This is a genomic window from Streptomyces sp. NPDC027189 (genome assembly GCF_055566975.1).
In genome coordinates this window covers 192,099-215,023 of sequence record NZ_JBVHRI010000002.1, presented here as the reverse complement: position 1 = coordinate 215,023, position 22,925 = coordinate 192,099, and the positions used below count along the sequence as shown (strand labels likewise).

The following is a 22,925-nucleotide window of genomic DNA, read 5'->3' as shown; positions in this document are numbered from 1 at the left end:
ACTCGGCCAAAGAACCTTCAGACCTCTCCACAGACATCGTCGACCGCGTATTGCCCAGCCGCACGACACAAGCGCCCAAGGAGTGAGCCGCGCCGCACCACCGCGCGGCGCGCTACAGCCGGGCCACCGACCTGCTCAGTTCTGTCCCTCCGGATTCCCCCAGTGCGCTCGCTGCACTAAGTCATCTCCCATGGAAGTGCGGTTACGTACGCCGGGGTGCTGTGCCAGTAGTCGCGCGTCTCCACGGCCAGACCGGCCGCGTCGAAGCGGACGAAGACGCAGCCCGCCAGCGACGACGGGTGCCCGTCCTCCTCCGCGAGGACCCGGAATTCGGCGACGGCCAGGCCGTCCTGTCCGACGATCGGTTCGGAAAATCGAACGTCGGTCGTCTGCTCGGCCGCGAAGGACCACCGTACGTAGGCGGCGAGTTCGTCCCGGCCCCGGTGCGGCTCGCGGAACGGCATGGACCGGTGGACGCAGTCGATGGCGTACAACTCCAGGATCGCGTCGACGTCGTGGGCCGCCCAGGCCCGTTCCCACACCCTGACGAAGCGCCGCGCCGCCTGAGCCGTGTCCATCGCGGGCCTCAAAGGTGGTCGGGCAGCCAGCGCAGCTGGGCCGCCTCCTGGTAGGGGCCGCCGCCCTCGTGGTCGTTGAAGTCGTACACCTCGATCTTCTTGTCCTCGTGCGCCCACGCGTTGAACGCCGCGAAGACCGTCGACGGCGGGCAGGTCTGGTCCTCCAGGGCGACCGAGAACAGGGCGGGCGCCCGGCCGCGCGCGGCGAAGTGCACTCCGTCGAAGTAGGAGAGCGTGCGCAACACCTGGTCGGTGCGGCCGCGGTGGGTCTTGAGGTAGTTGCCGATCTCCCGGTACGGGTTGCGGTCCGTGACCACCGTGGCGCGCGGAAAATCGCACAGGAACGGCACATCGGGCACGATCGCGGCCAGGTCGGGCACCAGACCGCCCACCGCGAGGGTGATGCCGCCGCCCTGGCTGCCGCCGAGGGCCGCCATGCGTGCCGCGTCGACCAGCGGATGCGAGCGGGCGGCCTCCACGGCGCGCACAGCGTCCGTGAACAGCCGCCGGTAGTAGTAGCCCTCCGGGTCCTCGATCCCGCGCGTCATGAAACCGGGGAACGCCGGCGCGCTGCCCACCGGGTCCGGGGTCTCACCGCCGCCCCAGGCGCTGCCCTGGCCGCGCGTGTCCATCACGAAGTGCGCGAAGCCCGCCGAGGCCCACAGCAGATGCGTGTGCGCAAGGCCGCGTCCGCCGCCGTACCCGATGAACTCGACGACGGTGGGCAGGGGCCCGTTCGCCCAGGCCGGGACGGTCAGCCAGCCCTTCACCGGGTGCCCGCCGAATCCGGCGAATGTGACGTCGTACACCTTGACGGTCTTGAGCGGTGTCTCGAACGCCTCGAAGCGCGCGGCGAGGTCGTGCTCGCGGGCCTCCTGGAGCGTCTTGGCCCAGAAGGCGTCGAAGTCCTCTGGCTCGGCGGACGCGCTGCGGTAGTCGCGGAGCTCGCCGAGGGGGAGGTCGAACAGGGCCATGAAGGACCACCTTTGACATCAGAGGTGCGGATGATCACACGGTACGTGTGCCGTCGGAGGTCGCCAAGCCTTGCCTTCCACCGGTGTCCGAGTCGCCCCTGCGGTGCGGGCTGCCTCGGGCGTGCCGTCCCCTGTCGGCGATTCAGGTCGTGAGGTCGTGCGCAGGGCAGCTTCACCACGTCACTGCCACATTCGACTCCCCGCTGCCACGGCCACGTTCAGCGGCTACCGTGAGAGACCGAGCGGTGACGTCTCGTCGGCTCTCACCGGGGGAGGGGCCCATGGGCAGGGACGGGCGCGGGGCCGGGGTGCCGAAGCTGCGCCTGGACGAGTTGCTGGAGGAGCTGCAGGGGCGGATCGAGGCCGTCCGCGGCACCCGCGACCGGCTGCAGAGCCTGCTGGAGGCGGTGCTGTCGGTGGGGCGCGAGCTCGACCTGGCACAGGTGCTGCGCCGTATCGTCGAGGCCGCCGTCGTCCTGGTGGACGCCGAGTACGGAGCGCTCGGCGTGATCGGACAGCGGCAGAAGCTCGCGCAGTTCATTCCCGTGGGCGTGAGCGACGAGGTGTGGACGGCGATCGGCGACCTGCCCTCCGGGCACGGTCTGCTCGGCGAACTCATCCGGAAACCGGAGCAGTTGAGGCTCGCGGAGCTGTCCGAGCATCCCGCTTCGTCCGGATTCCCGCCGCACCATCCGCCGATGCGCAGCTTTCTCGGGGCCCCGATCCGGGTGCGCGACACGGTCTTCGGCAACCTCTACCTGACCGAGAAACGCGGCGGGGGAGAGTTCGACCCCGAGGACGAGGCCGTCCTCGCCACGCTCGCCGTGGCCGCCGGTGTGGCCATCGAGAACGCCCGCCTGTACGCCGAGGTCAGGCTCAGGGAACGCTGGCTGGAGGCGAGCGCGGAGATCACCAGTGGGCTGCTGTCCGGGGTGCCCGAGCCGCAGGTCATGGAAGTCATGCTGGAGCGGGCCCGGGAGATCACCGAGGCCGACCTGGGCGTCGTCGACCTCGTGGTCGAGGGCACCGGAGACCTGCGCGGGGCGCTCGCGCTGGGGCACCAGGCCGAGAACCATCTGGGACTCGTGCTGCCCAGGGAGGGCACATTCGCCGGCGCCGCCCTGACCGCGGGCACGCTCGTGGCCACCGCCGACGTACGCAAGGACACCCGGATCACCTACGGCCCCGACCGCTGGGAGGGCCTCGGGCCCGCCGTCGCCGTGCCCATGGGCACCCGCGAGGGGCTGCGCGGTGTCCTCATGCTGGCGCGGGGCGCCGGACGGCCGCCCTTCACGGAGGTCGAGACCGCGCCGCTGCTCGGGTTCGCCGGGCAGGCCGCCCTCGCGATGGAACTGGCGGAACGGCGGCGCGACGCCGAGCAGTTGAGCCTGCTCGAAGACCGCGACCGGATCGCCCGCGACCTGCACGATTTGGCAATCCAGCGGTTGTTCGCGACCGGGATGACCCTGCAGAGCGCCCAGCGCTTCGTGCAGCATCCGCAGGCCGCCGAACGGCTCGGCCGGGCCGTCGACGACCTGGACACCACTATAAAGATCATCCGGTCGACCATCTTCGGACTGCGCGCCCACGAGACCCCCGACGCCGGTCTGCGTATCCGCGTTGTGCGCGCCCTGGAGGCGGCGGCCGGCGTGCTCGGCTTCACGCCCGCCCTGCGTATGGAGGGGCTGATCGACGTGGACGTCCCGGGCTCCATCGCGGAGGACGCCGTGGCGGTCGTCGGCGAGGCCCTCACCAATGTGGCCCGGCACGCGGCGGCCACCGCGGCGGAGGTGGCCCTCGTCGTGCGCGAGGGGCACCTCACGCTCGGCGTCGACGACAACGGCGTCGGCATGGAGACGGACGGCGGCCGCCGCAGCGGACTGCGCAACCTCGCGGAACGGGCCGAACGGCTGGGCGGGCGGCTGACCGTGACGACACGTCAGGAAGGCGGCACACGCCTGGAGTGGCGGGTACCTCTCCGGTCACGCTGAGTCAGTCCCCGCCCACGTCACCCTTCCCGCCCCGGCCGTGGCGGGAACTGTGCCGCGATCACAGCGGCCTGGATGCGCCGCTCCACCCCCAACTTGGCGAGCAGCCGCGAAATCCCGTTCTTCACCGTCTTCTCGGAGAGGTACAGCCGCTCGCCGATCTGCCGGTTGGTGAGCCCCTCGCCGATGAGGGGGAGGATCTCCCGCTCCCGCTCGGAGAGCCCGGTCAGCCGGACGTCCTCCTCCTGCTGCGCGGCGTCCTCGCCCTGAGGATCCCGGAGGGAGCTCATCAGCCGCGCGGTCGTCGCCGGATCGAGCATCGACTGCCCGGAGGCGACCGTGCGGACCGCGGACACCAGGTCCGAGCCCCTGATCTGCTTGAGCACATAGCCGGACGCGCCCGCCATGATCGCGTCCAGCAGCGCGTCGTCGTCGTCGAACGAGGTCAGCATCAGACACGCCAACCCCGGTGTCCGCGACCGCAGTTCACGGCAGACGGTGATCCCGTCGCTGTCCGGGAGCCGGACGTCGAGGATCGCCACGTCCGGCCGCAGCGCCGGTCCACGGACCAGCGCCTGTGCGCTCGTTGCGGCCTCCCCGACGACCTCCATGTCCGGCTCGGCGTCGATGAGGTCGTGCAGTCCCCGGCGGACCACCTCGTGGTCGTCGAGGAGGAACACCCTGACGGGTGCCGTAGGCGGCGCGTGCTCTGGTTCGTCCATGTCCACTGCTCCCCGGACGGTCCTCTGCTCCCCGGACGCTGGGGCCCCGGAGGCAGGGGCCCACGATCGATCGTCGCGTACTACGGCATACGTCGACAGGGCCGAATGGTCCCTTCACAGGGGTGCGCCGCTGCCGTAGGGGGAGTGCACCGCACGCCGCACCCCGTCCGCCGCGTCCACTCCGGTTCGGCGCGCGCCCCAATGACGTCGGAGCGCCATCTCCCCGTGGGCCTGGGCCGAGCGGCCCGTCCGCCCGTGGCCGCGGGCCGAACGGCCCCCGTGGGAGGCCGGTTCGCCTCTCCCGGCGGACCGCGCCCGGCTGCCAGCGTCGACAGCGAACCCCGCGCCGATTCCAGCGCCGTACGACTGAATCGCGCCCGCTGCGGAACTCGCGCACCACTCCGCGCGGCGAACGGCAGCCCTGGACCGACTGACCGCCGAACTCCCGGAAGGCAGGAGCCATGACCATCGGCACCCGCACCATCACCGTAGGCATCGACGGCTCGCGCGCCAGTCTGGACGCCGCCGACTGGGCCGCCCGCGAGGCCGGGCGCCGCCGTCTCCCCCTGCGTCTGCTGCACGCGGGGCCGGACCCGGTCGTGCCCGCGCGGATCCCGGACGTCGACATCCCGGCCGGGCGGACCCGCTCGGTGCTCGACCGTGCCGCCATCCAACTGTCGTACGCCCACCCGGCGTTGGACATCATCGCCCGCACCACCGACACCCCCGCCGTCCCGGCGCTGCTCGCGGAGGCCGCGGAGGCCGAGACCCTGGTCCTCGGCTCACGCGGGTTCGCCGGGTTCGCCGGATTCCTGATCGGCTCGGTAGCCCTCGCCGTCGCGGCCGGCGCCGAACGCCCGGTCGTCCTGGTGCGCGCGGGCGAACTCCCCGAGGACGAACGGATGCCCACCGTCGACGGCACACCACCGAGCGCCGCCCCGTACCTTCCGGTGGTCCTCGGCCTCGACCTGGACCATCCGGCGGACGATCTCATCCGCTACGCCTTCGACACGGCCGCCGTCCGCTCGGCGCCGCTGCACGTGGTGCACACCTGGACCCTGCCCCCGCTGCGCGGCTACGCGCGCGGGGTGCCCCTGCCCGGCGACACGGCCGAGCGGGAGGACGGCAAGTGGCACATGCTGACCGGCACGTTGCAGCCGTGGCGCCACAAGTTCCCCGAGACGCCCGTCTCCGAACAGGTCGTCTACGGCCACCCCGGACACCATCTGCTGAAGGCGTCCACCCGGGCCGGTCTGCTCGTCATCGGTCGCCGTTCGGGTGAGGGCCTGGGCCGCGCCGCGCACTCACTCATCCACCACGCCACGTGCCCCGTGGCCGTCGTGCCGCACAACTGACGGCGGAGACCCCGGGAAGCGCCTCAGCCGAACCGCTCGATACGAATCCGGTCCACGGGCTGCCCCGCCTCCACCAGCAACCGCGAGGCGTGCTCCGCGAAGCCGTTGGAGCCGCACACATAGGCCTCCCACCCACCGGGAGGCTGCTCGGCCAGGAGCGGCGCCACATGGGCGGCCGCCATACGCCCCACCGGCACACCGTCCGGCGCGCCGCGCGTGAACACGGGCGTGGTCTCCGCGCCGTACTCCCGCGCGTAGATGAGCTCTTCGGGGCTGCGCGCCGAGACGAGCAGCCGCAGTGGCACGTCCAGTGCCCGCGCGCGGTGGTGGCGCAGCATCGACATCAGCGGTACGACACCGGAGCCGGCGCCGATGAGCAGCGCGGGCCGGTCGCCGGGCCAGGCGAAGAAGCCGCTGAGCGGGCCGCGCACCTCGACCGTGTCGCCGGGCTCGGCGACGGTATGGAACCAGCCGGAGACCTCACCGCCCGCGACATGATCGAGCGTCAGCTCGATGTGCCCGGTGTCGTCGGGCGGCGACGCGATGGAGTAGTGGCGTTGCGCCACATATCCGTCCTCGGCGGTCAGCCGCAGCATCAGATGCTGCCCGGGCAGATGACCCATCCACTGCGGAACCGCGAACCGGAAGGTGGCGGCGTGCGGTGTCTCGGGGCGGATCTCGGTGAGCGTGGCCGTCTGCCAGGTGGCCGCCACACCATTGCTCACGGAGATCCGACCGGGCACGGCGAAGGCCGTCGGGGGCACGAAGGTCTCGGTCATCGGGGTTATGGCCGTCTCAGTCACCGGAGTAGCGCTGCTCTTCCCAGGGGTTGCCGCGTGCGTGATAGCCGTTCTGCTCCCAGAAGCCCGGCTCGTCGTGGTCGAGGATCCTCAGGCCCGCGATCCACTTGGCGCTCTTCCAGAAGTACAGGTGCGGCACGATCAGCCGCGCCGGGCCACCGTGTTCGGCCGGCAGTGGCTGCCCGTCGTACTCCCACACGATCCAGGCACGGCCGCCGGTGAGGTCGGCGAGCGGAAGGTTCGTGGTGTACCCGGTGTGCGAGTACGCCACCGCGTGGGTGGCGTTCGCGTCGGGACGCACGACGTCCAGGAACGCGTTCAGGGACACGCCGCCGAAGCGCACCCCGAACTTCGACCAGCTCGTCACGCAGTGGATGTCGCCCTCGTACGCCGAGGCGGGCAGCGCGTGCGCCTGCTCCCAGTCCCAGGTGCGCGGCTCGGCCACCAGACCGTCGATCCGGAAGGTCCAGTCGCCGGGCGCCAGGTCGGGTGTGACCTCGGCGGACAGGACGGGCCAGTCGTCGCCCGCGTCGTACTGCCCGGGCGGCAGTCCGGTGTTGTGGGCGCGCGGGCGCCCGGTGAAGCCTCGCGTGACGTTCATACGGGTGGTGCCTCCAGGCCGTCCGGGACGGCGGCCCGCGGATCGAGCGTGATGATTGCTTACGCTTTCAACCGTACGTGGTGGTTCACCGTGCTCCGGCCCGGGGCGGGACCCCGATCATTGCGGACGTATGAACTCTCCCGGAGCCGGGGAATAGCCGTGCCGCGATCTTCCTTGCCGCTGAAGCCGGTCCGGTGGCCCGTACAACCACAACCGGTGACAGTGGCCCCGCGACCGGTGACAGCGAAGGAGAGTGAGGGAGCAGATGCCCAAGGCGTACGTCTTCACGCGGTACGGCGGCCCGGAGACCGAGGCCCTGGTGGAGCAGGACCGGCCGAGCCCAGGCCCCGGCCAGATCCTCGTCGCGGTGGGCGCGGCCGGTGTGAACCCCGTCGACTGGAAGGTGCGGACGGGTTTCCGCCACCCGGGCGCCCCGGAGCCCGAGATGCCCGTCGTGTTCGGCCATGAGGTCGCGGGGGTCGTCGAGGCGGTCGGCGCCGACGTGAGCGGCTTCAGCGCGGGGGACGAGGTTTTCGGCAACCCGGTGACCGGCGGATATGCCGAGTACACGCTCCTTCCTGTCGCCGTCACCGCGCACAAGCCCGCCGAGCTGTCGTTCACGGACGCGGCGACCCTGCCCGTCGCGGCGGCCACCGCGTACGACGGAATCCGTCAGCTGGACCTTCGCTCCGGCGCGACCGTGCTGATCACAGGCGCGGGCGGCGGGGTCGGTGTGGCCGCCACGCAGATCGCGCGCGCCTTCGGGCTGCGCGTCGTCGGGGTCGCGAGCGACGGCAAGAAGGACTTCGTCGAGTCGCTCGGAGCCGTGCACGTCCCGTCGGGGCCCGACCTCGCGGAGCGGGTGCGCGCGGCGGCGCCGGACGGCGTGGACGCCGTGTTCGACCTTGTCGGGGGCGAGGTTCTGGAAGCCACCGCGACGCTGCTGACCGACCGTAAGAAGCTGATCACGAGTGCCGACCGGGAGACGGTCGCACGGCTCGGGGGCGTACCCGTCGCACGGGCCCGGACCGCCGCCGTGCTCGAAGAGGTGGCGAAGCTCGTGGTCGACGGAAAGCTGCGCCCGTTCGTGGCGCGGACGTTCCCGCTCGACCGGGCCGGTGAGGCACTGCGCACCGTCGAGGACGGTCACGCGCGCGGCAAGATCGTGATCGAGGTGTCCGCATGAGCGCGCGCTCACCGGAGCATCCAGTGCTCGGTTCGCCGCTCGGCCCGCACCCGCTGGACAATCCCGCCCTCGGTTCCCTGACCGGCCCGCACGCCCACTTCGCCGAACGCCGTGGCCGCGTCCTGCGCTACCCCGCGGACGTATCGCCGTGGCTGGCCCTGCCCGACGAGCCGGACGCCGACGACTGGACGGACCTGGCAGCCCTGGTGGGCCCGGGTGCCGAGGCCCCGCTGGCGGGCTTCAACGGGCAGACCCCGGACGGCTGGGAGGTCACCTTCAGCCTGGACGGCGTCCAGCTGGTCGACGACGGGCTCGCCGCGTCGCCGGACGCCGAGGCCGTGCGGCTCGGCCCCGCCGACGTGCCCGAGATGCTCGACCTGGTCGAGCGGACCAGACCCGGCCCCTTCCTGCCGCGCACCGTCGAGCTCGGCACCTACCTCGGAATACGCCGGAACGGCGCCCTGATCGCCATGACGGGGGAGCGGTTGCACCCGCCGGGCTGGACCGAGATCAGCGCCGTCTGCACCGACCCCCGCTTCCGCGGCGAGGGCCTGGCCACCCGGCTCATCCTGGCCGTCGCCCACGGTATCCGCGAGCGCGGCGAGACGCCCTTTCTGCACACCGCCGCGGGCAACACCAACGCCATCCGCCTCTACGAATCCCTGGGCTTCCGACTGCGCCGCACCACGCGGTTCATGGCGGCGCGTGTGCCGGAGCGCCTGGGGGACGAGCGGGTCGTGGGAGCCCGATGACGACGGGGACCCGGCCACCGCGGGCGGGAGAGCTCCTCAGCTCGCGGCTGCCTTTCTGACGGGCGGTTCGTACGCTGTGTTGTACTGCACGAGATACGCGGCGAACCGTTCCAGATCCTCTGCCGGCCAGCCCGAGAGCCGCTCCCGGAAGGCGTCACGGCGGCTCTCGGTGACCTGGGCGAGAATCCGGGTGCCCGCTTCCGTCAGATGCAGTACCTGCACCCGGTGGTCCTCGGGGTCCAGCCGCCGCTCGATGAGCCCCGCCCGTTCCAGCGCGGCCACCTGACGGCTCACGGTGGACTTGTCGAGTGCGTAGTGCGAGGCCAGGTCGGTGGCACGGCAGCCGCCGCTCTCCTCCAGATGACCGAGCAGGGTGTACGAGACCAGCGACAGCTCGGGGTGCATGCGCCCCGCCGAGGCCCTGGCCCGTCGGGCGAAGACGGTCATCTCGCGCTGAATGGTCTCGACAGCCGCGTCGGCGGCCGACGCGCCGGTGGCCGACGCGCCGGTGGCGAGCGCCGACGTGCCGGCCGTGTGCGCGAGCGTGCCGGCCGTGTCCGCCGACGCGCTGGTGGTGACAACCGTCTCATCGGACTCTTCGGGTGCCTTCACGGGGCCTCCTCCCACTCTTCTGGTTGTATAGTACAACTTGATAGAGAGTTGTATATGCCAACCAATGGAGGTCCTCCCGTGGTCACCGGCCTGCGCTCACCGGCCCTGCGCCATGTGCTCACGCACCTGGTCACGCCCCTGCTGATGTGTCTCGGCATGGGGCTGGCCTACATGGGCGCGTTCGTGACGCCGGAGCCGCATCACCTCCCCGTCGCTGTCGTCGGCGCCCGCCCCGAGGCGAAGGTCTTCGCCCAGACGGTCAAGGACAAGGCTGGGGACAGGCTCGACGTCCGCACCGTCCCGAATCGCACCGAGGCGGTGGACCTGCTCAAGTCCCGTGACATCACCGGCGCATACGTGCTGAGCGCGAAGTCGCCCGAACTGGTCGTCGCCACCGCAGCGTCCGACATGGGCGCCATGGCGGTCGAGAAGGTCTTCACGCCGGTCGCCGCCCAGCAGGGCGCGGTACTGAAGGTCACCGACGTCGCCCCGCCGGTCGACGACGACCCCACGGGCCAGGGCCTGTTCTTCCTGCTGATCGCGGTGAGCATCGGCTCGTACGCATCCGTCGCCGCGCTCGGTGCCGCGGGCGCCGGGCTGCCCCTGCGGATACGCGCGCTGCTGGCCGTCGGGGTATCCGGCGTCGTGAGCGTCATCGGCGCGGCGCTCGCTGGACCGGTCTTCCACCTCGCACACCACGACCTCACGACGGTCTGGGGGATGAGCTGGCTCTACTCCGCGGGCATCCTCTTCATCGGCGTCGGGCTCCACACCTTCCTCAAGCGGTGGACCACGCTCGCCATGATGGTGCTCTTCGTGATGCTCAACTTCACCAGCTCCGGGGGCCTGTTCCGGCCGGAGCTCCAGAACGGCTTCTTCGGCACCCTGCACGCTTTCTGGAACGGCGCCGGATTCGTCGAGGGCGTCCGCAGCCTCCTCTACTTCGACCGCGACGGCCTGTCCGGCAACGTGGGAACGCTGGTCGCCTGGCTCGTGGTCGGCCTGTTGGTCACGGCCGTCGCCGGCGCCGTCGAGCGGGCGCGTGCCCGTGGCGCCGTACGGGAAGAGGCCGTTCCCCAAGTGGAGGAAGCCGAGGAAGAGCTGGAGGAGTCGGTCGCCGTCTGACGGTTCCTGTAGGGTGGCCGTCCCGGCTGCGGACCGCCCCAGCCGAGCAGTTGTCGAGGAGGTGGGACCCATTACCGCTACGTCAGGTCGGGTGCTCTCACCTCGAGGCAATGCGGCTCACCGCCTGTAGGTGAGCGCGAGAGCGCCCTTCGGTTCGTCGAGAGGCTCTCGCTTACATGTCCCCAATTTCTGCTTCCGTCGTCGCCGCGCTCCGCTCCGCAGGCTGTGTCTTCGCCGAGGACGAGGCGGAGTTGATCCTCTCCACCGCCCGCACCCCCGACGAGGTCACCGCCATGGTGGACCGGCGTGTCGCGGGACTCCCGCTCGAACACGTCCTCGGCTGGGCCGAGTTCCACGGTCTGCGCATCGGCGTGGAACCGGGTGTTTTCGTGCCCCGCCGCCGCACCGAGTTCCTCGTCGACCAGGCCGTGGCGCTCGCGAAGGGCGCGTCCGTCGTCGTGGACCTGTGCTGCGGCTCGGGCGCGGTGGGTGCCGCCCTGGCCGCGGCCCTCGGCGGCCCCGAGCTGCACGCCGCCGACGTCGACCCGGCCGCGGTGCGCTGTGCCCGCCGCAACGTCGCGCCGTTCGGCGGACTCGTCCACGAGGGCGACCTCTTCGCCGCCCTGCCCGGCACCCTGCGCGGCCGCGTCGACGTCCTGGCCGCCAATGTGCCGTACGTTCCCACCCATGAGGTCGGCCTGCTGCCCTCGGAGGCCCGCGACCACGAACCCCTGGTCGCTCTGGACGGCGGCGCGGACGGGCTCGAGGTGGTGCGCCGGGTCGCCGCCGAGGCGCCCGGGTGGCTGGCCCCCGGTGGCTGCCTCCTCGTCGAGACGAGCGAACACCAGGCACCCCTGGCCCTCGAGGCTTTCGCCCGCAGCGGTCTGATCACCCGGCTGGAGGTCTCGGAGGAGATGTACGCCAATGTCGTGATCGGCGTCCGGCCCTAGCGTCTGTCCGGGGGATGGGGCCGGAGGGGAGTTGCGGCGCCGCTCGCCGGCCTTCCCGACGAGCCCAAGGCGCTCGCTGTCGCGGGCCGTCTGCGACCACGGCGAGATCGGGCTGACCGCGGAGTATGCGCCGCGCTCGAGGCCGGCCCCAGCGTCACGATGGTCGCCGTCCTTGGCGCGGGCCACCTGGTGTGGGTCAACCAGCCCGCACCGGTCGCCGGACTCGTCGCCCAGGTGGCCCCCGGCCGAGTGACGCTCCTCATTGTGCAACTAGTTGCACAAAGCGCGGCTCGTCGTCTACAACAGACACACGACACCGCGCACGGAGGGCCCGATGAGCCGATACCCGCATCTGCTGAACCCGCTCGACCTGGGCTTCACCACCCTGCCCAACCGCGTGCTCATGGGCTCCATGCACGTGGGCCTGGAGGAGGCCGAGCGCGGCTTCGAGCGGATGGCGGAGTTCTACGCCACCCGGGCGCGCGGCGGCGTCGGCCTCATCGTCACCGGCGGCATCGCGCCCAACGAGGCGGGACGGCCGTACGAGGGCGGTGCCAAGCTGACGACCGAGGCGGAGGCCGAGCAGCACGCGGAGATCACCGCAGCGGTGCACCGCGAGGGCGGGAAGATCGCTATGCAGATCCTGCACTTCGGGCGGTACGCCTACCACCAGGACCTGGTCGCCCCGAGTGCCCTGCAGGCACCGATCAGCCCCTTCCCGCCGCACGCGCTCAGCGACGCCGAGGTCGAGCAGACCATCGACGACTACGCTCGCGCCGCCCGCCTCGCCCGGCGGGCCGGGTACGACGGCGTGGAGATCATGGGCTCCGAGGGCTATCTGATCAACGAGTTCATCGCCGCCCAGACGAACCAGCGCGAGGACCGCTGGGGCGGCTCGTACGAGAACCGCATGCGCTTCCCCGTCGAGATCGTCCGGCGCGTACGCGAGGCGGTCGGCGAGGACTTCGTCATCATCTACCGCCTGTCGATGCTCGACCTGGTGCCGGGCGGTTCCTCGCTCGACGAGGTCGTCACGCTCGCCAAGGCCGTCGAGGCCGCCGGTGCGACGATCATCAACACCGGCATCGGCTGGCACGAGGCCCGCATTCCCACCATCGCGACCTCGGTGCCGCGCGGCGCGTACGCCTGGGTGACCAAGAAGGTCATGGGCGCCGTCTCCATCCCGCTGGTGACGACCAACCGCATCAACACCCCCGAACTGGCGGAGCAGTTGCTCGCGGACGGCCACGCCGACATGGTGTCGCTGGCTCGCCCGATGCTCGCCGACCCCGACTTCGTCGCCAAGGCGGAAGCCGGTCGCCCCGAGGCCATCAACACCTGCATCGGCTGCAACCAGGCCTGTCTCGACCACACCTTCAGCGGCAAGATCACCTCCTGCCTGGTCAACCCACGCGCCTGCCACGAGACCGAGCTCGTCCTCTCGCCGACCCGGCTGCGCAAGCGCGTTGCCGTCGTCGGCGCCGGTCCCGCCGGACTCGCCTGCGCGGTCAGCGCGGCCGAGCGCGGCCACGAGGTCACCCTCTACGACGCCGCCCACCAGATCGGCGGCCAGCTCAATGTCGCCCGCAAGGTCCCCGGCAAGCAGGAATTCGACGAGACGATCCGCTACTTCCGTACGCAGCTCGAACTGCACGGCGTGGACATCCAGTTGAACACCCGCGTCACCGCGGACGGACTGGACGGCTACGACGAGGTCGTCGTCGCGACGGGCGTCAGCCCCCGCACCCCCGAGATCCCCGGCGTCGACCACCCCAGCGTCGTGGGCTACCTCGACGTGCTGCGCGACGGGGCTCCCGTCGGCGACCGCGTCGCGATCCTCGGCGCCGGCGGCATCGGCTTCGACGTCGCCGAGTACCTCACCGACAGTGGCGACAAGGCGAGCGAGGACCCGGCGACGTACTTCCGCAACTGGGGCGTGGACATGGACTACCGGGCCCCCGGTGGCCTCGCCGAGCCCGAGCGGCCCGCGCCCCCGCGCACCGTCCACCTTCTGCAGCGCAAGACCTCCAAGGTCGGCGCCGGACTCGGCAAGACCACCGGCTGGATCCACCGCACGGAGCTCAAGCACCGGGGCGTCACCATGGTGCCGGGCGTCCAGTACGACCGGATCGACGACGCCGGGCTGCACGTCACCGTCGAGGGTCACAGCCAGGTCCTGGAGGTCGACACGATCGTGCTGTGCACCGGACAGGAGCCGCGGCGCGACCTGTTCGAGGAACTGCTCGCCGCGGGGCGCAGCGTGCACCTCATCGGCGGCGCGGACGTGGCCGCCGAACTGGACGCCAAGCGTGCCATCAAGCAGGGCACGGAGCTGGCGGCGGCGCTCTAGGAACGAGAGGCGGGAGGGCCGTGGCGGCGTCCGGCGGGCCGCGGCCGGGCGCCCGGTCTCCGGGGCGCCCCTCCCTAGGATGACCCCATGTCACTCCCGCACGCGATCCTCACCGCCCTGCTCGAGAAGCCGTCGTCGGGTCTCGAACTGACCCGGCGGTTCGACAAGTCGATCGGCTACTTCTGGTCGGCGACGCATCAGCAGATCTATCGCGAGCTGGGAAAACTGGAGTCCGAGGGCTACATTCGCGCCCTGCCCTCCGAGCAGCCGGCCCGGGGTCAGAAGAAGAGCTACGAGGTGCTGCCCGCGGGCCGCGCCGAACTCGCCCGCTGGACCGCGGCCTCCCAGGATCCGAAGCCGCTGCGCGACACGATGCTGCTGCGGCTGCGCGCCTCGGCCGTCGTCGGCACCGCGGGAGTCGAGGCCGACCTGCGCCGCCATCTCGCGCTGCACAGGCGGCAGTTGGCGGAGTACGAGGAGATCCAGGAGCGCGATTTCCCGCCGGACAAGGACGCTCCACAGGACCGCCTGCGGCACCTCGTGCTGCGTGCCGGGATCGACCTGGAGACCTTCTGGACCCAGTGGCTGACCCAGGCGCTGGAGGAGTTCGAGCGGCTCCCCGGGCCGGCGCCCGAGTAGCGGTCACCCGCACAGGCGGCCGTCCCTCCGACCGGAGTCGGGTGGACGGCTGCCGGTGTGACGGGCCCTTGATTCAGAGCCGGTTGGGCTTGGCCCGGCGGCGCAGGTACCAGGCCGCCGCCACGATGCCGGTGCCGACCAGTACCGCGCCGCCCACCAGCGTGACCGTGCCGTAGTCCTTGACGGCTCCGCCGAAACCGCCCAGGACTCCGCGCGACGGCGCGGCCGTCGTGGAGATCGTGGGGGTCCTGGGGGGCGTGGAGGTCGTGGGGGACGAGACGATGATGGACTGGGTGCCCGCCGTCGTTCCGTTCTGGCAGACCACGATGACCGTATAGGTGCCCGGGCTCACGCCCGACCAGGACGCCGACTGGCTAGTGCTGGTCCCCGTCAACGACGCTTGACGCCCTTGGGAGAAGTTCGCCTGTCCGCTGCTCAGCAAGGCGGCGTTGCCGAAGCTGCTGCCATTGCTCGGACACGCGCCGGTGGTGACCGAAACGTTGGAACCGGTGGTGCTCACGGAGATTCCGGAACCGACCGCGACGGCCGACGGGGCGGCCAGGATGAGCGGCAGCGCAGCGGCGGCGGCCACGGTCGGGCCGGAGCGGTGAAGTATCTGAGTAGTACGCATTGGACTGCCCTCCAGCGGCACGGTTGGCGGTACTTCCCATGCGCCGCCGAGGATTGGAAAGGCCCGTGCCCCCTCAGGGAGAGCCAATGCGCGACCGGCCCGGTCCGCATCCGGACGGGGACCGGGCAGGTGATGAATTCCTTCGTCCGGCCGACTGCCGAGGGCTTGTCACGGCAGTCGGCCGTCGGTCACCACGCGCGGCCCGCCTGCAGGAGTCGCTCCCGGACGAGTGCCACATGGGGGTTGTCCGAGGCGCCGGGCCGCTGGGTGAGATACCCGGTGTTGATCGGCGGGTCCTCGGGCGACAGCAGGGGCACCAGGGCGCCGGAGGCGAGCTCGTCCAGGCACAGATACCGGGGGAGCACGGTGATCCCGGCGCCGGCGGCGACCGCCGCGAGGACGCCGCGCAGATCGGGCACCGTGATCGCGGCCTGCCCGGTCAGCCGCACGCTGAAGACATGCCGCCAGTAGCGGCGGGCGATGGGCAGATCCTCGGCGTACGTCACCAGGGGCACCCCGTGCAGCGCTGCGGCACCCTCGGTCGCCACCCGGTCCGGGCCGATGCGCTTGGCCCACGCCCGCGAGGCGACGAGCACGAACTCCTCGTCCATCAGCGGCACGGACGTCAGGGTGCGCCCGCGCGGCCGGGTCGTGGCGATCACCAGGTCGAAGCGGCCGCCGCGCAGCCCCTCCAGGAGGTCGTCGGTCAGCCCGGTGCTGATCCGCAGCCGTACGCCCTGTTCCGTCAGCGGCGCAAGCGCGGGCAGCGCCTTCGCGCACAGCAGCTCGGCCGGACCCGCGACGTGGACCGGGTCCGGCGGCTGGTCGGCGCCGAAGCCGCCGCGGTCCGCGACCGCCGCGAGCGCGTCGAGCGGCGCCGCGACCTGCGCGGCCAGCTCGTCCGCCACCGACGTCGGCACCACGCCCCGCGGTCCCCGCTCGAACAGCTCCCGGCCCAGCTGCTCCTCCAGCGACCGCATCTGCGTCGTCACCGTCGGCTGGGAAAGACTCAGCAGCCGCGCGGCCGCCGTGAAGGACCCGGACCGGTGCACCGTGAGGAAGGTACGCAGCAGGGAGAGATCGAGGGGCGCTGCGGCATTGGTTTCCCTATGGGGCATGCGAGTAACTCTATGCCGTGACTATTGCCCGCTGCCCGTCGTCACCGTGCGCTCAGCCGAGAACCCGCCCCATGTGCCGTCCGGCAGCTTCGCCCTGATCCGCACCCGGTGCGCGACCCCGGCGTCCCGGCCCACGTAGAAGCTGTACGTGGACTTCCCGCGCGGCGGACTGCCGCCCCACACCAGCGAGGTCACCGGACGCCCGTCGAGATGGATCTGGTACTCCGTGATCACTCCGTCCACCTCCGGCGCGACCCACAACAGATCGATGTAGTACGCCCCGTCCGCGCGGTGGGTCGTCGAACGGAAGCCGGTCGGCGCCGTGCCCGGACCGTCGTCCGACCCCTGCGCGGTGGTGAGCCGGACGGTGTCGCTCCCGGGCGAGAGGTTGTCCGCCGTGTCGCGTGCCCGCACGGTGAAGGAGTAGCGGGTGCCGGGCCGCAGTCCGGTGACCACCGTCGCCGTCTGCGCGCCTCCGACGCTGTGGATCTTCGAGGTGCCCTGATAGATGTCGTACGAGGCCACGCCGCGGTCGTCCGTCGACTTCTCCCAGGACAGCTGGGCCGCCCTGCTCCCGACCGCCTTGCCGTGCGGTCGGCCGGGGCGGGTGGGTGCCATGTGATCGGCCGCGACCGCCGCCGGTGTGGTGGCGCGCACCTGCTTGCTGGGCGGTCCGGAGTCCCCGGCGGCGTTCCGGGCCCGCACCGTGAAGACGTAAGTGGTGGACGGTTGGAGCCGGGTGATGTCCACCATGTGCTCCGCGCCGGGCACTTCCTTGACTCTTGTGGTGCCGCGATACACCTCGTAGCGGGTGACCTCCGGATCCCCGGAAGCCAGGTTCCACATGACGTGCACGCTGGTCGCGCTGCCCGCCGCGGCGGTGACGCCCATCGGTGCCGAGGGCAGTCGTTCGCCCTGTCCGTCCTGATGCGCACCCCACCCGCAGGACGCCAGAACGAGCAGTGACCCGAACATCGAGCCGTGCAGCAGAACAAGGGCAACGCGTCGCACGGGCCTGCCTTCCCTCGACGGGATTGGTCTGTACCTATAAGACACGGCTGGCGCGGCCACATCAAGAGGGTGGGCGGCTGTTGGCCGGACCGCCGCGCGGGTACGTATGCTGAATCCTGACGCGGCGTGAACTCGCCCTTGTCTCAGGGGAGTTCACGCCCACGGCGCGGACCGCTGTCGTCGCTGATCCCGCGCCGGCGAGGGCGGTCGAGTGGCCCGAGCCGACTGTGGCTCGGGCCCTCGGCCGCACGGCGCCCACCGGAGCGCCGGCCCAGTGTCAGCGAATTCTGGGACCACCGTGACTACGGTGTGCGCGGCGGGTCGGTCGTCGCGGTGATCTACCGGGGCCGGGTCCGGTAAGCGGTCGTCGGCGACACCGGACCGCACGACGTCATCGGCGAGGCCTCGTACGCCACCGCCAAGGCGCTCGGCATCCGCCCCGACCCGTGTGGTGGCGGGACGGACTCCGGTGTCACGTACATCGTCTTCAGGGACTCCCGGGTGTCGCCCATCGAGGACCACGCGGCCGCCGTGGCGGTGGGGGAGCGGCTGGCGGCGCAGTTCGTCCGCTGAGCGGCCGCCTGGCCTGGCCTCGGGTGGTCGTCAGACCGCGGCCCAGCCGTTGTCGACGGGCAGGATCACGCCGTTGATGTTGCTCGCCGCGTCCGAGGCCAGGAACACGATGGCGGCGGCCTGCTCGTCTGCGCTCGCGACGCGGCCGACGTTGCCCATGTAGGCGAGGATGGCCGTGGGGCCCGTCGCGCCCTGCTCGACATCCGGGACCATGCCGGTCTGCGTGCCGCCCGGAGCTATGGCGTTGGCGCGGATGCCCTTGTCCCGGTAGGTCACGGCGAGGGACTTCGTGAAGCCCGCGATGCCGTGCTTCGAGGCGGTGTACGCGGCCCCGGCGGCGCTGCCGCGCAGGCTCGCCTCGGACGCGGTGTTCACTATGGCGCCCTTGCCGGCCTCCAGCATGTGCGGCAGCACCGCCCGGGTGAGCAGGAAGGGGGCGGTGAGGTTCACCCGGATGACCCGCTCCCACTCCGCGTCGCTCACGTCTCCCGCCGCGGACATGCGGTCCATGATCCCCGCGTTGTTCACCAGCACGTCCACCCCGCCGAACCGCTCCACCGCGGTCGCGGTCACCCGGTCGACGACGGCCTGCTCGCCCAGGTCGCCCGTGACGGCCACGGCGGTACCGCCGGCCGACACGATGTCCTTCACGGCGCTCTCGGCGCCGTCGGCGTTGAGGTCGGCCACGACCACGCGCGCACCCTGCGCCCCGAAGGCCAGCGCGGTGGCACGCCCGATGCCGGAGCCCGCGCCGGTGACGATGACGCTGCGGCCTGCCAGTCCAGTGGTGGTCATGACGTTCTCCCGGAGGTGTGCGTGCGAGGTGCGGCGAATCCGTCGCGCTGCACACCGTACGACTTAATGTCCTTGAGTGACATAAAGTCAGGTCGGCCTTTTCGAGATCGTTAGACTCACGGCAGTCCAGGGCAGCAGCCGCAGGCAGAACCAAGGAGTCACCAGTGCCGGACGGCGCCATCACCGAGCCCCCCGGCCGCGCGGGCGGCCGAACGGGACGGCCTCCGCTGACGGAAACGCGCAAGGAGGAGATCCGGCTGGAGATCGCGCGCGCCGCGGTGGAGCTGTTCGTCTCCCAGGGCGTGGCCGCGACCACCGGCGAGCAGATCGGACAGGCGGTCGGCGTCTCCGCGCGGACCCTGTGGCGTTACTTCCCGAGCAAGGAGAGCTGTGTCAGCCCCCTGTTCGCGGCCGGGATCGAAGCGATCGCCTCAGCACTGCGCGCATGGCGCCCCGACCAGCCGCTGGAGGACGCGCTGGATGGAGCGTCCACAACCGGCGACCGCCCGATGGCGAGGCCGCACCTGCCCAAGGTCCGCGCGCTGCTGAGGCTGACCCGCACCGAGCCGGGCCTGCGCGCGGTCTGGCTCCAGGCCCACGACGAGGCCGAGCCCGTCTTCGCCCGCGCGCTCGCCGACCGTGCCGGCCTGGCCGCCGTCGACCTGCGGTCGGAGATCCGCGCCGCCATGCTCAACGCGGCCCTGCGCGCGGCGGTCGAGCACTACGCGTGGCGCACCGACGAGGAGGAACCCGATCCCGAGGCGGCACAGGCCGAGCTGGTGGCGACCATTCGCTCGGCCCTCGCCGTGGCGGCCGAAGGGCTTTCCTGACCAGGCTCGGGACCAGTGCTCCCGGCGCTCACACCTTCCGGTACGTGTACGCCTCCACGGCCGCCGCCTCCACCGCGGCGAGGTCCGCGCCCGCCGAGGCCGTGACGACCGCGGCCACCGCGCCCTCGACGAAGGGGGCGTCCATCAGGCGGCTGTTGTCGGGGAGTTCGTCGCCCTCGGCGAGCAGCGCCTTCACGGTGAGGACCGCGCTGCCCAGGTCGGCGAGGACGGCGATTCCGGCGCCACGGTCCACGGCGGCGGCCGCGGCGGCGATCAGCTCCGCGCTCGTACCGAGACCGCCGTCCACAGTGCCGCCCGCGGGAGCGACCGGAGCCGTCGTGCCGCCGCCGGCGAGGCCCGTCGCGAGCTCGGCCACGGAGGCGGCGACGGCGGCACTGTGGGAGACCAGGACGATCCCTACGAGCTTGTCCGTGGAGTCACTCACCGGCCGCCTCCACGAGCGCCGCGATCAGGAGAGCCGAGGACGTGGCACCGGGATCCTGGTGGCCGATGCTGCGCGCGCCCAGATAGCTCGCCCGGCCCTTGCGGGCCTGCAGCGGTGTCGTCGCGACGGCGCCCTCCTCGGCGGCGGCCTTCGCGGCGCCGAACGAGTCGGCGAGCGCGTCGACCGCGGGCACCAGCGCGTCGATCATGGTCTTGTCACCGGGCGCGGCTCCGCCCAGCGCCATCACCGCGTCGACGCCCGTGCGCAGCGCGTCCGCGAACTGTGCCTCGGTGACCTCGGCGGTATCCCCGAGCGCCTTGCCGGTCCCGCGCAGCAGGGTGCCGTACAGCGGTCCCGACGCGCCGCCGACCGTGGAGACCAGTTGCCGCCCGGCGAGCATGAGGACGGCGCCGGGCGTGTCCGGCGCCTCCTTCTCGAGCGTGGCCACCACGGCGGTGAAGCCGCGCTGCAGATTGCTGCCGTGGTCGGCGTCGCCGATCGGCGAGTCCAGGGCGGTGAGCCGTTCCGCCTCGCGATCCACGGACGCGGCGGTCGCCGTCATCCAACGGCGGATGAAATCTGCGTCGAGCACGGAATCTCCTTGCGTGGTTGCATGGTGTGAGCGGTGACCGTGTGGAGCGAGCGTTGACTGCGGGGGACGAGCGTTGACTGTGCGCTATGCGCTTCGGCCGGTTGCCGATCATCGGCAGCCGACTGGCTGTTGACCGGGTTCACACGCCCCAGCGCAGGCCCGGCGTCTTCACCGGAGCGTCCCACAGCCGCAGCAGCTCCTCGTCCACCTGGCACAGCGTCACCGAGGCGCCGGCCATGTCCAGCGAGGTGACGTAGTTGCCCACGAGCGTGCGCGCCACGGGCACTCCGCGCTCGCCCAGTACCCGCTGCACCTCCGCGTTGTAGCCGTACAGCTCCAGGAGCGGGGTCGCGCCCATGCCGTTGATCAGCACCAGCACCGGATTGCGCGGGTTCATGTCCTCCAGGATCGCGTGCACCGAGAAGTCGGCGATCTCGCTCGAGGTCATCATCGCGCGTCGCTCCCGGCCGGGCTCGCCGTGGATACCGACGCCCAGTTCCAGCTCCCCGGGCGGCAGGTCGAAGGTCGGACTGCCCTTGGCCGGAGTGGTGCAGGCACTGAGCGCGACGCCGAAACTCCGGGAGTTCTCATTGACCTGCCGGGCCAGCGCCTGGACCCGCTCCAGCGGTGCGCCCTCCTCGGCGGCGGCACCCGCGATCTTCTCCACGAACAACGTCGCCCCGGTGCCGCGCCGCCCCGCCGTGTAGAGGCTGTCGGTGACGGCCACGTCGTCATTGACCAGGACCTTCGCGATCTGGATGCCCTCGTCCTCGGCGAGTTCGGCCGCCATGTCGAAGTTGAGCACGTCACCCGTGTAGTTCTTCACGATGAACAGCACGCCCGCGCCGCTGTCCACGGCGGCCGCGGCACGCACCATCTGGTCCGGCACCGGAGATGTGAACACCTCTCCGGGACAGGCCGCCGACAGCATTCCGGGACCCACGAATCCGCCGTGCAGCGGCTCGTGCCCCGAACCGCCACCGGAGACGAGGCCCACCTTTCCGGCCACCGGGGCGTCCCGCCGTACGATCACCCGGTTCTCGACATCCACGGTCAGCTCCGGATGCGCCGCCGCCATGCCCCGCAGTGCGTCCGCGACCACCGTCTCCGCCACGTTGATGAGCATCTTCATGGGAACCTCCTGGTGAGATTTTCAGCTTAGGCTCTGACCGGTATCTCTCCTGGGCAGCGCACGTACGGCTGGTTTTGGATCTTGATCGTCCGCGGCGGCCGGGAGGGGGCTCCGGCGGGGTTGGCGCCGACTCGTCGCCGCTTTCCTGACGGGTTGTCATGGATCCGGTGCTGTGCACGTGAGGGAGCCGAGTAGTCCACTCCCGGCAGTATCGGCGCTCGGGGGGCCGTGGTCACCTGCAGCGACAGTCATGGGTTCGTGAAGGTCGATGTCCGGCCTTCGCCCGGGAACCTCGACCAGGACAGAGATAGGGCGCGACCGCCGCGCGGGCTTCCTCCGCGATGTCGGCGGCGTCTCGGAGAAACACCCGCGTCAGGTGTTCGGGGTTTCGTGCGGGGTGACTCCTCGGTCGTCGCGTCGGTTCACCGGTCGCTCAGCGGTGACCGCCGCTGCCGTACGGGGCATACAGGTCCAGCAGCCGGGTGCGGGCCGAGCGGAGACGGTGGGCGAGGATGCCGCCCACCCATTCGGCGACCGCAAGGCCCAGCGCGGGGTCGTCGTGGCACATCGCCCGCACGGCCATGGCGTCGAATTCGTACGCGCGCACCGGAGTGGTCGTCTCGGCCCCCAGATGCCAGGAGTGCGGCGCGAACAGCCAGGACCAGCCGACGAGTTCGTCGGGTCCGAGGGTCTCGATGACGGCCGCCCGGCGGCCGGGCACGTGCATGTCGAGAGCGATCGTGCCGGTGCGGATGATCCAGAACCGGTCGGCGCGTCCGCCCTCCTGGAAGAGGCGGACTCCCTGGGGGAACGACACCTCGCTGGCGATAGGCATCAGCCGCTGCCGGTGCTCGGCGACCAGTGCCCGCAGCATGCCGGCGGTGGGCGGAGCGTTCATGACCGGCCTCCCGGACGGACGTATGACCTGCCGCTTCCATTGTGTGCCAGTGCTTCGACCCGAACCACGCGCCACCTGGCCCCACACCCGGTCCACCCGGCACCACAGCTGTCTTCGGCCACGGCGCACGCCTCGTCCAGCGGCGGCAGGCGTACGTCGTGCCCCGCGCCCGCGCACGTGCCGACGGCCGGCTCCGCCGACCGCGGGGACCCTGAAGGCTGCCGCCGCAGCGGCCAGTCATAGGGCCGATCGGCCCCCGCCGAGTACC

At 71.6% G+C, this 22,925-nt stretch carries 23 protein-coding genes and 1 pseudogene; 10 read left to right on the top strand and 14 right to left on the bottom strand.

Features of this window, described 5'->3' with window-relative positions:
• Positions 1 to 176 precede the first annotated feature (176 nt).
• Both ACZ4RZ_RS05550 and ACZ4RZ_RS05545 read right to left on the bottom strand, forming a co-directional pair.
• Entirely contained in the window at positions 177 to 578 is a 402-nt protein-coding gene (locus ACZ4RZ_RS05550; protein ID WP_467742304.1) for a nuclear transport factor 2 family protein, read from the bottom strand.
• A gap of 8 nt (positions 579 to 586) precedes the next feature.
• The gene (locus ACZ4RZ_RS05545) at positions 587 to 1,552 is read right to left on the bottom strand and encodes an acetylxylan esterase (RefSeq protein ID WP_467742302.1); all 966 of its coding nucleotides are present in this window, start codon (positions 1,550 to 1,552) and stop codon (positions 587 to 589) included.
• A gap of 281 nt (positions 1,553 to 1,833) precedes the next feature.
• On the opposite strand from ACZ4RZ_RS05545, the gene ACZ4RZ_RS05540 reads away from it, so the two are divergent.
• Complete coding sequence (locus ACZ4RZ_RS05540; protein ID WP_467742300.1) at positions 1,834 to 3,543, top strand: sensor histidine kinase; 1,710 nt, start codon at positions 1,834 to 1,836, stop codon at positions 3,541 to 3,543.
• A 17-nt stretch (positions 3,544 to 3,560) separates the two neighbouring features.
• Here the strand turns inward: ACZ4RZ_RS05540 and ACZ4RZ_RS05535 are convergent, their stop codons facing one another.
• Positions 3,561 to 4,262, bottom strand: coding sequence for a response regulator (locus ACZ4RZ_RS05535; RefSeq protein ID WP_467742298.1), 702 nt, complete (start codon positions 4,260 to 4,262; stop codon positions 3,561 to 3,563).
• A 461-nt stretch (positions 4,263 to 4,723) separates the two neighbouring features.
• Between ACZ4RZ_RS05535 and ACZ4RZ_RS05530 the strand changes: the two genes are divergently transcribed.
• Positions 4,724 to 5,617: a universal stress protein gene (locus ACZ4RZ_RS05530; protein WP_467742296.1), complete on the top strand. Its 894-nt coding sequence runs from the start codon at positions 4,724 to 4,726 to the stop codon at positions 5,615 to 5,617.
• Positions 5,618 to 5,640: 23 nt separating this feature from the next.
• Here ACZ4RZ_RS05530 and ACZ4RZ_RS05525 read toward each other — a convergent pair whose 3' ends face one another.
• Both ACZ4RZ_RS05525 and ACZ4RZ_RS05520 read right to left on the bottom strand, forming a co-directional pair.
• Entirely contained in the window at positions 5,641 to 6,396 is a 756-nt protein-coding gene (locus tag ACZ4RZ_RS05525) for a ferredoxin reductase (protein WP_467742294.1), read from the bottom strand.
• Positions 6,397 to 6,412: 16 nt separating this feature from the next.
• Complete coding sequence (locus ACZ4RZ_RS05520; RefSeq protein WP_467742292.1) at positions 6,413 to 7,018, bottom strand: sulfite oxidase-like oxidoreductase; 606 nt, start codon at positions 7,016 to 7,018, stop codon at positions 6,413 to 6,415.
• A 265-nt stretch (positions 7,019 to 7,283) separates the two neighbouring features.
• Between ACZ4RZ_RS05520 and ACZ4RZ_RS05515 the strand changes: the two genes are divergently transcribed.
• Both ACZ4RZ_RS05515 and ACZ4RZ_RS05510 read left to right on the top strand, forming a co-directional pair.
• Positions 7,284 to 8,204 (top strand): NADP-dependent oxidoreductase, encoded by a 921-nt coding sequence (locus tag ACZ4RZ_RS05515; protein WP_467742290.1) that lies wholly within the window; start codon positions 7,284 to 7,286, stop codon positions 8,202 to 8,204.
• Entirely contained in the window at positions 8,201 to 8,956 is a 756-nt protein-coding gene (locus tag ACZ4RZ_RS05510; RefSeq protein WP_467742288.1) for a GNAT family N-acetyltransferase, read from the top strand. Before ACZ4RZ_RS05515 ends, ACZ4RZ_RS05510 begins: the two co-directional genes overlap by 4 nt.
• Before the next feature lie 36 nt (positions 8,957 to 8,992).
• Here the strand turns inward: ACZ4RZ_RS05510 and ACZ4RZ_RS05505 are convergent, their stop codons facing one another.
• Positions 8,993 to 9,403 carry a MarR family winged helix-turn-helix transcriptional regulator gene (locus tag ACZ4RZ_RS05505; protein WP_467743061.1) on the bottom strand — a complete coding sequence of 137 codons (411 nt, stop codon included), beginning with the start codon at positions 9,401 to 9,403 and terminating at the stop codon, positions 8,993 to 8,995.
• Between the two features lie 219 nt (positions 9,404 to 9,622).
• Here ACZ4RZ_RS05505 and ACZ4RZ_RS05500 point away from each other — a divergent pair, with 219 nt between their 5' ends.
• From ACZ4RZ_RS05500 to ACZ4RZ_RS05485, 4 genes are all read left to right on the top strand, one after another.
• Positions 9,623 to 10,693: a hypothetical protein gene (locus tag ACZ4RZ_RS05500; RefSeq protein WP_467742286.1), complete on the top strand. Its 1,071-nt coding sequence runs from the start codon at positions 9,623 to 9,625 to the stop codon at positions 10,691 to 10,693.
• Positions 10,694 to 10,869: 176 nt separating this feature from the next.
• Complete coding sequence (locus ACZ4RZ_RS05495; RefSeq protein WP_467742284.1) at positions 10,870 to 11,643, top strand: putative protein N(5)-glutamine methyltransferase; 774 nt, start codon at positions 10,870 to 10,872, stop codon at positions 11,641 to 11,643.
• A 334-nt stretch (positions 11,644 to 11,977) separates the two neighbouring features.
• The gene (locus ACZ4RZ_RS05490; protein ID WP_467742282.1) at positions 11,978 to 13,993 is read left to right on the top strand and encodes an NADPH-dependent 2,4-dienoyl-CoA reductase; all 2,016 of its coding nucleotides are present in this window, start codon (positions 11,978 to 11,980) and stop codon (positions 13,991 to 13,993) included.
• Between the two features lie 87 nt (positions 13,994 to 14,080).
• Positions 14,081 to 14,632, top strand: a complete 552-nt coding sequence (locus ACZ4RZ_RS05485) for a PadR family transcriptional regulator (protein WP_467742280.1) — start codon at positions 14,081 to 14,083, stop codon at positions 14,630 to 14,632.
• A 73-nt stretch (positions 14,633 to 14,705) separates the two neighbouring features.
• Here the strand turns inward: ACZ4RZ_RS05485 and ACZ4RZ_RS05480 are convergent, their stop codons facing one another.
• The 3 genes from ACZ4RZ_RS05480 to ACZ4RZ_RS05470 all read right to left on the bottom strand — a co-directional run bounded on the left by ACZ4RZ_RS05480 (position 14,706) and on the right by ACZ4RZ_RS05470 (position 17,392).
• The gene (locus ACZ4RZ_RS05480; protein ID WP_467742279.1) at positions 14,706 to 15,263 is read right to left on the bottom strand and encodes a hypothetical protein; all 558 of its coding nucleotides are present in this window, start codon (positions 15,261 to 15,263) and stop codon (positions 14,706 to 14,708) included.
• Between the two features lie 188 nt (positions 15,264 to 15,451).
• Positions 15,452 to 16,381, bottom strand: coding sequence for a LysR family transcriptional regulator (locus ACZ4RZ_RS05475; protein ID WP_467742277.1), 930 nt, complete (start codon positions 16,379 to 16,381; stop codon positions 15,452 to 15,454).
• Positions 16,382 to 16,402: 21 nt separating this feature from the next.
• Positions 16,403 to 17,392: a fibronectin type III domain-containing protein gene (locus ACZ4RZ_RS05470; RefSeq protein WP_467742275.1), complete on the bottom strand. Its 990-nt coding sequence runs from the start codon at positions 17,390 to 17,392 to the stop codon at positions 16,403 to 16,405.
• 270 nt (positions 17,393 to 17,662) lie between these two features.
• Here ACZ4RZ_RS05470 and ACZ4RZ_RS05465 point away from each other — a divergent pair.
• Positions 17,663 to 17,965: pseudogene (locus ACZ4RZ_RS05465) on the top strand (glycoside hydrolase family 75 protein); the annotation flags it as partial.
• A 30-nt stretch (positions 17,966 to 17,995) separates the two neighbouring features.
• Here the strand turns inward: ACZ4RZ_RS05465 and ACZ4RZ_RS05460 are convergent.
• Entirely contained in the window at positions 17,996 to 18,760 is a 765-nt protein-coding gene (locus ACZ4RZ_RS05460; RefSeq protein WP_467742272.1) for an SDR family NAD(P)-dependent oxidoreductase, read from the bottom strand.
• A gap of 164 nt (positions 18,761 to 18,924) precedes the next feature.
• Here ACZ4RZ_RS05460 and ACZ4RZ_RS05455 point away from each other — a divergent pair, with 164 nt between their 5' ends.
• Positions 18,925 to 19,590, top strand: coding sequence for a TetR/AcrR family transcriptional regulator (locus tag ACZ4RZ_RS05455; RefSeq protein ID WP_467742270.1), 666 nt, complete (start codon positions 18,925 to 18,927; stop codon positions 19,588 to 19,590).
• A 28-nt stretch (positions 19,591 to 19,618) separates the two neighbouring features.
• Here the strand turns inward: ACZ4RZ_RS05455 and ACZ4RZ_RS05450 are convergent, their stop codons facing one another.
• From ACZ4RZ_RS05450 to ACZ4RZ_RS05435, 4 genes are all read right to left on the bottom strand, one after another.
• Positions 19,619 to 20,035: a PTS-dependent dihydroxyacetone kinase phosphotransferase subunit DhaM gene (locus tag ACZ4RZ_RS05450; RefSeq protein ID WP_467742268.1), complete on the bottom strand. Its 417-nt coding sequence runs from the start codon at positions 20,033 to 20,035 to the stop codon at positions 19,619 to 19,621.
• Positions 20,028 to 20,627 carry a dihydroxyacetone kinase subunit DhaL gene (gene dhaL / locus ACZ4RZ_RS05445; protein WP_467742266.1) on the bottom strand — a complete coding sequence of 200 codons (600 nt, stop codon included), beginning with the start codon at positions 20,625 to 20,627 and terminating at the stop codon, positions 20,028 to 20,030. The genes ACZ4RZ_RS05450 and dhaL overlap by 8 nt, the downstream gene beginning before the upstream one ends.
• A 139-nt stretch (positions 20,628 to 20,766) precedes the next feature.
• The gene (gene dhaK / locus ACZ4RZ_RS05440; protein ID WP_467742264.1) at positions 20,767 to 21,759 is read right to left on the bottom strand and encodes a dihydroxyacetone kinase subunit DhaK; all 993 of its coding nucleotides are present in this window, start codon (positions 21,757 to 21,759) and stop codon (positions 20,767 to 20,769) included.
• Positions 21,760 to 22,192: 433 nt separating this feature from the next.
• Complete coding sequence (locus ACZ4RZ_RS05435) at positions 22,193 to 22,657, bottom strand: Crp/Fnr family transcriptional regulator (RefSeq protein WP_467742262.1); 465 nt, start codon at positions 22,655 to 22,657, stop codon at positions 22,193 to 22,195.
• Between the last annotated feature and the right edge of the window lie 268 nt (positions 22,658 to 22,925).

Excerpts from the sequence above, each read along its gene's own strand:
- ACZ4RZ_RS05550 (WP_467742304.1), bottom strand. The coding sequence starts at position 578 with ATGGACACGGCTCAGGCGGCGCGGCGCTTCGTCAGGGTGTGGGAACGG.
- ACZ4RZ_RS05545 (WP_467742302.1), bottom strand. The coding sequence starts at position 1,552 with ATGGCCCTGTTCGACCTCCCCCTCGGCGAGCTCCGCGACTACCGCAGC.
- ACZ4RZ_RS05540 (WP_467742300.1), top strand. The coding sequence starts at position 1,834 with ATGGGCAGGGACGGGCGCGGGGCCGGGGTGCCGAAGCTGCGCCTGGAC.
- ACZ4RZ_RS05535 (WP_467742298.1), bottom strand. The coding sequence starts at position 4,262 with ATGGACGAACCAGAGCACGCGCCGCCTACGGCACCCGTCAGGGTGTTC.
- ACZ4RZ_RS05530 (WP_467742296.1), top strand. The coding sequence starts at position 4,724 with ATGACCATCGGCACCCGCACCATCACCGTAGGCATCGACGGCTCGCGC.
- ACZ4RZ_RS05525 (WP_467742294.1), bottom strand. The coding sequence starts at position 6,396 with ATGACCGAGACCTTCGTGCCCCCGACGGCCTTCGCCGTGCCCGGTCGG.
- ACZ4RZ_RS05520 (WP_467742292.1), bottom strand. The coding sequence starts at position 7,018 with ATGAACGTCACGCGAGGCTTCACCGGGCGCCCGCGCGCCCACAACACC.
- ACZ4RZ_RS05515 (WP_467742290.1), top strand. The coding sequence starts at position 7,284 with ATGCCCAAGGCGTACGTCTTCACGCGGTACGGCGGCCCGGAGACCGAG.
- ACZ4RZ_RS05510 (WP_467742288.1), top strand. The coding sequence starts at position 8,201 with ATGAGCGCGCGCTCACCGGAGCATCCAGTGCTCGGTTCGCCGCTCGGC.
- ACZ4RZ_RS05505 (WP_467743061.1), bottom strand. The coding sequence starts at position 9,403 with ATGACCGTCTTCGCCCGACGGGCCAGGGCCTCGGCGGGGCGCATGCAC.
- ACZ4RZ_RS05500 (WP_467742286.1), top strand. The coding sequence starts at position 9,623 with ATGCCAACCAATGGAGGTCCTCCCGTGGTCACCGGCCTGCGCTCACCG.
- ACZ4RZ_RS05495 (WP_467742284.1), top strand. The coding sequence starts at position 10,870 with ATGTCCCCAATTTCTGCTTCCGTCGTCGCCGCGCTCCGCTCCGCAGGC.
- ACZ4RZ_RS05490 (WP_467742282.1), top strand. The coding sequence starts at position 11,978 with ATGAGCCGATACCCGCATCTGCTGAACCCGCTCGACCTGGGCTTCACC.
- ACZ4RZ_RS05485 (WP_467742280.1), top strand. The coding sequence starts at position 14,081 with ATGTCACTCCCGCACGCGATCCTCACCGCCCTGCTCGAGAAGCCGTCG.
- ACZ4RZ_RS05480 (WP_467742279.1), bottom strand. The coding sequence starts at position 15,263 with ATGCGTACTACTCAGATACTTCACCGCTCCGGCCCGACCGTGGCCGCC.
- ACZ4RZ_RS05475 (WP_467742277.1), bottom strand. The coding sequence starts at position 16,381 with ATGCCCCATAGGGAAACCAATGCCGCAGCGCCCCTCGATCTCTCCCTG.
- ACZ4RZ_RS05460 (WP_467742272.1), bottom strand. The coding sequence starts at position 18,760 with ATGACCACCACTGGACTGGCAGGCCGCAGCGTCATCGTCACCGGCGCG.
- dhaK (WP_467742264.1), bottom strand. The coding sequence starts at position 21,759 with ATGAAGATGCTCATCAACGTGGCGGAGACGGTGGTCGCGGACGCACTG.
- ACZ4RZ_RS05435 (WP_467742262.1), bottom strand. The coding sequence starts at position 22,657 with ATGAACGCTCCGCCCACCGCCGGCATGCTGCGGGCACTGGTCGCCGAG.